Genomic DNA, 7,945 nt, shown 5'->3' on the forward strand with positions numbered 1-7,945 from the left:
CATGTGGGACCAACGTATCGGCATAGGAATTAGAAGGGTCGTCCTTCTTGCCCCGCCCATAGCACGTCATCACCAGGACGGTGTCGCGTTTGGTGTCGGCGGTGTCACCCATCGAACGGGTGACATCTAGGGCGATCCTCACGCCGTCAAGTGCGGACACATAAACTGAGGTTAATTCGCCAAGCTTGTCCTTGCCGTCAGCTTTTGCAGTGAGGTCCAAACTGAAGACTGATTGCTGCCCGTGTACTCCCTCAGCAGTTCTCGGCGGAAAACGCGGATCTGAGCCATTCGGCGAACCGACTTGATTCTGGCTAGTGATGGTCATGCGATGTCTCCTCGGCTCGACTTATGACTCATATGTCTCATTATGTTAGACAATGAAACATTCAATTCAACAGACGGGCAGGCCCTTTTTTCGGATATTCGGCCCGTGAAGTCCGTCACCCAGTTGGTTGGCGTATGGCGAGTTGCTTTTTGTGTGTGGTCATTTTTTACGAATAGAACTCGTCAATGCTGAGTTACGGCTTGATCGCCGTGCTCGAGAAGGTGTGGCCACATCCGATCAGCAAGGTGACGCAGCATTTTCTAATACAAGGGTGGCGGTGACATTGGTCGTTGCGCCTGGTGGGCACAACGACGCGTTAATCGACCTTGCGCGCCAAAGACACCCAAGTCTTGCCGTCATCGAAAGCAAACAGCTAGTCTTGATCCTTGGACCTTCGACACGCCATTTCAATCTATAACGAGCAGCTTACGAGGAACGCTCGAGAGAAACTCTACGTCACCTTCGGTGACAACGAAGCTCTCCGTAATCTCTATGCCCCAGTCGCCATACCACAACCCTGACATGAAGTGGAACGCCATGCCTGGCCGCAGTTCCGTCTTGTCGCCCTCTCGGAAGCTTGCAGAGTTTTCTCCCCACGCCGGAGGGTAGCCGATGCCGATCGGGTAACCGGATCGGCTCGTCTTCTCGAAACCGTACCGCGCCAAGGCACCCGAATAGGCTTTGGCGATGTCCTCGCAGCAATTGCCGGCTACCGCCTTCTCAAGACCTGCTTGCATGCCGTCCAAAACCGCTGCTTCAGCGTCTAAGATCTGAGCGGTCGGCTTTCCAAGATAGAATGTCCTTGAGAGCGGGCAATGGTAGCGTTTATGCACGCCGGCCATCTCGAAAAATATGGCTTCGTTGCCTCGTATCGGCTGGTCAGTCCAGGTAAGGTGGGGTGCCGACGCGTCCGCACCCGCGCCCAGGTTCGGCACGCAGGCGGGATAATCGCCCCAATAGCCATCGACGCCGCGTGTTGCCACATAGGAAAGCTCGGCAATCACGTCAGACTGCTTGATCCCAGGACGCAACACTTCCGAAACCCGTTGATACATCGCCTCAACGATTTTTCCCGCACCTCGCATATAATCGATCTCTCGAGGTGATTTCACCAACCGCTGCCAATTTATCAGCCTATCGGCCTTCTGAAATCTTGCGTTAGGCAACGACGCAGCAAGCGCCTCGAAGGATGCAGCAGAAAAGCAGGAGCTGTCTTTCTCAACACCGATAATTGACGAGCCATACCCTTCACCGGCGATAATCGACCCCAGAGCGGACATCGCGTGGAGGGTGTCGGATTGTACGTATTCATCACCGTACCACCTGATCCTATCCTCGCTGATATAGGCGGTACGGCGACAACCATTTGCATCCATCCGTCGCCCAAACCACAAGGGATCATCGCTTTTCGTCACAACGACACACTGAGGCACGTAATAGGAGCATCCGTCGTAGCCGGTAAGCCAGTGCATGTTGGCAGGATCGGTAACGACCAACAGATCTACCCCCGCCTGCTCCATTGCGTTGCGCGCCTTCTCCAGGCGCATGTTATATTCGGTCAGTTCAAACCGAAGCATTTCAGTGGTCATTTACCATATCCTTCGCCGAAGAAGCCACAATGCTTCGACTTCATTGTGGGATTGCCACGGTGGAAAGCGTCAATCTACAAAGATCCGTAATGTCGTAGGTGGGCAATCCCGTTCTTCGCCGAAGAGCTTTCGCGACGATGGGAAACGCAGTGCACTCGAGCAGTAACGTGGAAATTTCGGGATGCTTGGCACGGAGGCGGTCGACGCAGTCGCCGACCTCGTGTTCGATCTGATCGACTTCAGTTCTGACGAAAGGGTGGGACAAAGCGTTGCGCGTGTACACTCCACCCTCGATCCCACCGACAACAACACGCTTGCGATCGACCACATGTTGGATGCCAAATAGGTCTTCGCTGCAATATCGGGAGTCAGCTGTTAGGACGGCGAGTTTCTTTCCATGTGCTAACTGGCGGAGCAGCGTCGGGATGAAGAGCAGGCTTGAGGTTACCACTGGCACATTCACTGCAGCAGAAATTGCTGCCTGATGACGAATCAAAAAGCCGCAATCAGCCGAGATAACGCTGGCACCTCTATCAACTAGCCGCTGGGCAGCGGCCACACAGGCTCCTTCAAGCAGGGGTTCACCTCGAATGACAGTCTCTGCCAACGCGCCTTCGACCATCTCTGTTATTATGGGCAGGCCAAATGTTGCCGGGTTCACCAAGGACCCATCGCGTGGGGGATAGGAATGACTGTCGGGCTGCAAACCCTCGTCGAGTTCAAGAATTCCAAGGGTGGCAGTGATCTGCGATGGCACGAATTGACTCCTTTTACCGGCTGTTGGGGTATTGCAGCTAATCGCTGATCAGCTTCGAGCTTTCCCGATTGACCAGACGATAATTCGCTCGACGACGGTAAACGCCTGGTCTTGTCTTGCAGCGCGGCACTCCCGCGGCGCTCTTCTAGGTGGAGACGGTTAGTGTGTTCAGGAATGCAGGAGCTCCCAGCAGTATCGGATTGCTAATTCTGTCGTCGGAATTAGAGTTTCGTCGGATACTCCGAAGGTCGGCGTGTGCACGCCGGATTCGTTCCCAGGTGCCTTGCTGCCGAACCAGAAATAGATCGATGGGAGACAACCGGAGTAGAAGCCGAAGTCGTCACTGCCGGAGCTGGCTGAGCCTTCGATATACCTTTCCTCGCCTTCGGATTGCACGACGACCTGTCGGAATAGGGCGACCATAGCACCATCGTTCACTACTGGAGGCTCACCGGCGTGGGAGCTAAATTCCGCTCGCCCCCTGTGTACCGCCGCGATACCGTCAGCGATCTGGCGCACGCGCTGAGTTAACAGCTCTCGCCGTTCGGCACTGCTTGTTCGGATCGTTCCTGTCATCGTAACCGAAGGGCAAATGATGTTCGTCGCCTCGCCACCACGGATGGTTCCAATAGTCACAATGGCCCCATCGTCAACCGGCATTTCCCGCGACACGACCTTCTGTACTTCGTTGATAAAGGCACCGGCTATAGCAATGGCGTCCACGCCGAGATGAGGCTTGGCACCATGTGCCATCGTGCCGGTGAACTCGACAGAAAACTGGTCGGCGGATTTTGTCACTGCACCCGCGCGTGCGCCATACGAGCCGGCGGGAATGTCCGTGCGGACATGAAAGCCAACTGCCGCGTCAAATCCGGCGAGCAAGTTTTCTTCCACAACTGTCCTGCCGCCCAACGGCTCAGCTTCTTCGGCCGGCTGGAAGAATACGCGCACTCTTCCTGAGAACTTCTGGCGCATGCGGTGAAACGCAAGGGCGGTACCCAGGGCGATAGACCCGTGCATGTCGTGACCGCACGCGTGCATAACACCCGGCACTTGTGACTGGTAAGTCAGATCATCGCGGGCTTCCTGGATCGGAAGAGCATCAATGTCGCCACGCAGCGCGATCGAACGATTGGCACCCGGGGCTGAGCCCTCAATGTCAACATAGACCCCCGTCTTGTGAAACGTCTTCACCTCGGTCAAACCAAACCGTGCCAAGGTTTCGATAATCCGCTTCTGGGTTTTCCATTCATTATTCGAAAGCTCAGGCTCCCGATGCATATCGTGCCGCATCTGCACGACCGCTTCACGCTCGGCTTCAGAAATCAGGTCGTTGGTTAGCGCGTTCATAGGGAGACTCTACCTCTATTTGACGAACAGTTTGCGGGGCGTCGCCGTTAAAGGCTCGAAACCTGTGTCAGAAACCGCAAAGCTTTGCGTGATCGTAATACCGACATTGCCGAGCCAAAGGCCGGGCATCATGTGGAACACCATGCCAGGCTTGAGCACCGTTTCATCGCCCTTACGTATGCTTGCTGTGCGCTCGCCTGACGCAGGAGGGAAACCAATGCCGGTTGGGTAACCGATGCGGGATTCCTTCTCAATGCCGTGGCGGGCAAGGGCGTGTCTGAAGTCGCTTTCAACCTCCGAACACATTCTGCCCGGACGGACCGCTTCCAGGCCGACATTCAATGCTTCGACCGCTATTTCCGAGAGATCCTGGAAAGATGGAGACGGCTTGCCGACGACAATTGTACGAGCGAGATTAACTTGGTACCGATGTCTGCATCCTGACAGTTCCAGATTGACGACCGTGGACTCCGGCAGAGGGTCGTCCGTCCAGGCCGCGTGGGGGGCGATCGACCGCTCGCCGATGCAAAGATCAGGAGGGCAGCACGGATAGTCGCCGCCAAACTCTGGCGTCCCGGATACTTGTTGGTGATAGATTGCAGCCGCAATGTCGCATTCACGTACGCCGGCTTCTACCATATCGATGACGCGCTTCATCGCGACGTCGGCAAGTTGACCAGCTTGGCGCATGATGGCGACCTCAGCCGGGCTCTTCACCAGGCGAATCCACCCGACGAGAAGGTCAGCGTCCACGAATTCTGCATTGGGTAAGGCGCGGGTGAGATCAGCATGCCCACGGGCGGGATAGTAATATCCTCCCATCTCCACCCCGATGCGTGCAGTTTCACCCCCTACTTCCTTTAYGATATCAGCCATGAAATCATAGGCTGAAAGGGTGGTGGATTGAACGTAAGTGTCGGGATAGGCGCGGATGTTGTCTTCCGCGAGATAGGTTGTCATGGTGGCCGAAACTCGATCCATGAAGCGGCCGACCCAGATAGGTTCGGCGCGATCTTGAGCAACGATTACCATTTGAGGCGTGTAGAATGAGTAGGCATTGTAGCCGGTGAGATAGTTTTGGTTAGGTGGCTCGGACAGGAGGAGAATGTCTATCCCTCTGTGCGCCATCTCTTTTTTTACGGCGCTGATACGAGCTTGAAACTCGGTGAGCTCAAAGTGCAGTTCTTTTTTCATGTTTACCCCCACATGCGGTTCAACAATTCAGATCGGTTGCGTTGCGATCTCATCAGCAACGCCTTCGTCGATCGGAGTATCGAACGTCATCAATATGTAGCCGAGCACGGAATAGAATCCGACAGTCGCCATCAGGTCGAATATTGCTTGTTTCCCCATAGCTGCTGAGATCGCGCACTCGATATCTGAGGGCACGCGCCCTGAATCGAAGAGGGCATCAACAGCCCGCGCAATTATGCCGTCCTCTCCAACGGGAGATGCCCGCATATCGCGAATTCGTTCGTCAGAAATGCCCAAGGCACGAGCGCGACTCACGTGATGAGCCCATTCATATGTTGAGCCCATACGATGGGCCGTGCGCAAGATTACGAGTTCCGACCGAACTGCCCCCAAAGCGCTGTCTTTGACGATATGCTGACGAAGTGGAGCCCATGCCTTCAACAAGGCCGGATGATGAGCCATGGTGCGGTAGACATTGAGTGCTCCTGCAAAACCTGTTCTCATATCCGCAATTTCGACCGGCCAGTTCTCGTCTGCGATCGGGGTGCGCGGAGAATCTCGATTAATAGAGGAAGTCACGGCAGGTCCTCAGCTTGAAACGGCGGCATTGATAGCTGCGGCTAGCCGCTCTACGATGTGGTCAACCTGCTCGGGTTGAATAATATAGGGCGGCGCCAGCAGCACGTGATCGCCTCTTCTGCCATCGATTGTGCCCCCCATTGGGTAACACATCAGACCTCGCTGCATCGCCTCCCTCTTGATCCTGGCGTGGATCTTACGAGCGGGATCGAAGGGTTCTTTCGTGTCCTTGTCTGCCACTATCTCCACGCCCCGGAACAGACCACGACCGCGGATGTCACCGACGTAGGGAGATTGGCCGAGCGCCGCGTCAAGTCCGGCTTGAAGCCGGTCGCCCATCTTGATGACATTGACCATCATTTCCGGGCGCTTGAGTATCTCAACCACCTTGCTGGCCGCTGCAGCAGCAATCGGATGTCCGATATAGGTGTGTCCGTGCTGAAACAGACCCGATCCATCCGCGAACGCACGATAGATTTTTTCAGAAAGCAACACTGCACCAATAGGCTGAAAGCCGCCGCCCAAGCCTTTCGCGATCGTTACCAGATCGGGGACGATCTCCTCCTGTTCAAGCGCAAATAGAGTGCCGGTGCGACCCATCCCGCACATCACCTCGTCGAGGATCAGTAAAATGCCGTACTTGTCGCAGATCTTGCGGACGCGTTTGAAGTAGTCCGCGACAGGACCTACCGCGCCGAGTGTCGCACCGACAACAGGTTCAGCCACGAAAGCCATGACCTTGTCCGTTCCCAACTCAACAATTTTAGCTTCGAGTTCGCCAGCTAGCCGCTCGGCATAGGCCTCGGGCGTTTCCCCCGGTTGCATGTCACGGTAAGCATAGCAAGGCGAAACGTGATGAGTTTCGGGCAAGATCGGCTTGAACTGAGCGCGGCGCCACTCATTTCCACCGGTGGCGAGAGCTCCTATTGTGTTTCCGTGATAGCTCTGCCGCCGCGCAATGATGTGGCGCCGCTGAGGCTGTCCTACTTCCACGAAATATTGGCGCGCCATCTTCAGCGCCGCTTCTACAGCTTCGGATCCGCCGGAGACGAGATAGACATAGTCGAGGCCCGTCGGCGCCAGTTCCACAAGCTGCTCAGCAAGTTCTTCAGCCACATCGGTCGTAAAGAACGAAGTATGAGCATAAGCGATACGCCCCATCTGCGCCTTCATCGCATCGAGAACCTCTTGATGGTTGTGGCCAAGGCAGCTCACAGCCGCGCCCCCTGAGCCATCGATATAGCTCCGACCTTCGCTGTCGCTAATGTGGATGCCTTCGCCTGCGACGGCCCTGGGCAAAATTGTACCGATCGAACGATGGAGAATTTTAGTCATACTCATCTCAGACTGATTGTGGCCGATGCTCCGGCGCTCATGTCTATTGATTTGCAGTTTTCGCGAAAAATTGCAACATTTGTTTTATAGATACATTTGTGATGCATTTGTTTTCCACCCTAATCGGTGGGTTGAGTGCAACTTTTTTGGCCACAGCGTGCGATCAGTTTGACTTTCAAGATCGACAGAGAGATGGTCCGGTTGATTTATCATAGCCATCGTGAGGCAAATGTTGCAAAAAGGTCCTCTCCACGCCCATATCATTGATCGGTTTGACGATATGTCTGAGCAGTTGCAGCAGGCAGCTCGTCACATTCTCGAACATCCGCAGGAAGTAGCACTCGTTTCTATGCGAGAGTTGGCCCGCAATGCGGGCGTTCAGCCGTCCACCATGACCCGCCTTGCAAAGTTTCTCGGTTTCTCCGGATACGACGAGTTTCGCGGCCAGCACGCTGACGTTATTCGGGTTAGTGCGGATGGGTTTGCTGCCCGCGCCCTGCAAAGAGACGAAGCCGGGCCGACTGGTGAAGGGCTGGCCCATCGAATGCTCCAGAGCCTGTCGGCACAAATCGGCCGGCTTTGTGAACCTGAGACGCTTACCAGGCTGAGCCAGTTAGCCGATCGGCTAGCCAGAGCCCGGAGGATTTACGTTCTCGGGCTGCGGTCCTGCCATTCAGTAGCTTGGCACTTTCATTATGTGATGACCTTATTGGGCGAAAAGACTGTGCATCTAGATGGTCCCGCCGGTACGGGCAGCGACGCACTTATTCGCGCTACCGCAGACGATGTTCTGCTTGCGGTATCCATAAATCCATA

Annotated in this window: 7 protein-coding genes and 1 pseudogene; 1 reads left to right on the top strand and 7 read right to left on the bottom strand. The window is 55.4% G+C overall.

Annotated elements, in window-relative coordinates:
* The 7 genes and pseudogenes from AC1D17_RS26735 to AC1D17_RS26765 all read right to left on the bottom strand — a co-directional run.
* A pseudogene (locus tag AC1D17_RS26735) lies at positions 1-325 on the bottom strand (hypothetical protein); the annotation flags it as partial.
* Positions 326-732: 407 nt separating this feature from the next.
* The gene (locus AC1D17_RS26740) at positions 733-1,914 is read right to left on the bottom strand and encodes a M24 family metallopeptidase (RefSeq protein WP_477568284.1); all 1,182 of its coding nucleotides are present in this window, start codon (positions 1,912-1,914) and stop codon (positions 733-735) included.
* A 40-nt stretch (positions 1,915-1,954) separates the two neighbouring features.
* A complete protein-coding gene (locus tag AC1D17_RS26745; protein WP_477568285.1) occupies positions 1,955-2,671 on the bottom strand; it encodes an aspartate/glutamate racemase family protein in 717 nt (238 codons plus the stop codon).
* 168 nt (positions 2,672-2,839) lie between these two features.
* Positions 2,840-4,021, bottom strand: coding sequence for a M20 family metallopeptidase (locus AC1D17_RS26750; RefSeq protein ID WP_477568286.1), 1,182 nt, complete (start codon positions 4,019-4,021; stop codon positions 2,840-2,842).
* Between the two features lie 15 nt (positions 4,022-4,036).
* On the bottom strand, positions 4,037-5,215 hold the full coding sequence (locus AC1D17_RS26755) for a M24 family metallopeptidase (RefSeq protein WP_477568287.1): 1,179 nt from the start codon (positions 5,213-5,215) through the stop codon (positions 4,037-4,039).
* Between the two features lie 27 nt (positions 5,216-5,242).
* A complete protein-coding gene (locus tag AC1D17_RS26760) occupies positions 5,243-5,794 on the bottom strand; it encodes a carboxymuconolactone decarboxylase family protein (protein WP_477568288.1) in 552 nt (183 codons plus the stop codon).
* A 9-nt stretch (positions 5,795-5,803) separates the two neighbouring features.
* Positions 5,804-7,129 (bottom strand): aspartate aminotransferase family protein, encoded by a 1,326-nt coding sequence (locus AC1D17_RS26765; RefSeq protein ID WP_477568289.1) that lies wholly within the window; start codon positions 7,127-7,129, stop codon positions 5,804-5,806.
* Between the two features lie 280 nt (positions 7,130-7,409).
* Here AC1D17_RS26765 and AC1D17_RS26770 point away from each other — a divergent pair.
* Positions 7,410-7,945: MurR/RpiR family transcriptional regulator (locus tag AC1D17_RS26770; RefSeq protein WP_477568290.1), on the top strand; the 536-nt coding region annotated here is incomplete at its 3' end.

It is taken from the genome of Pararhizobium sp. P1_E7, assembly GCF_056405855.1.

Coding starts and splice junctions, on each gene's coding strand:
- AC1D17_RS26750 (WP_477568286.1), bottom strand. CDS start 4,021: ATGAACGCGCTAACCAACGACCTGATTTCTGAAGCCGAGCGTGAAGCG.
- AC1D17_RS26740 (WP_477568284.1), bottom strand. CDS start 1,914: ATGACCACTGAAATGCTTCGGTTTGAACTGACCGAATATAACATGCGC.
- AC1D17_RS26765 (WP_477568289.1), bottom strand. CDS start 7,129: ATGACTAAAATTCTCCATCGTTCGATCGGTACAATTTTGCCCAGGGCC.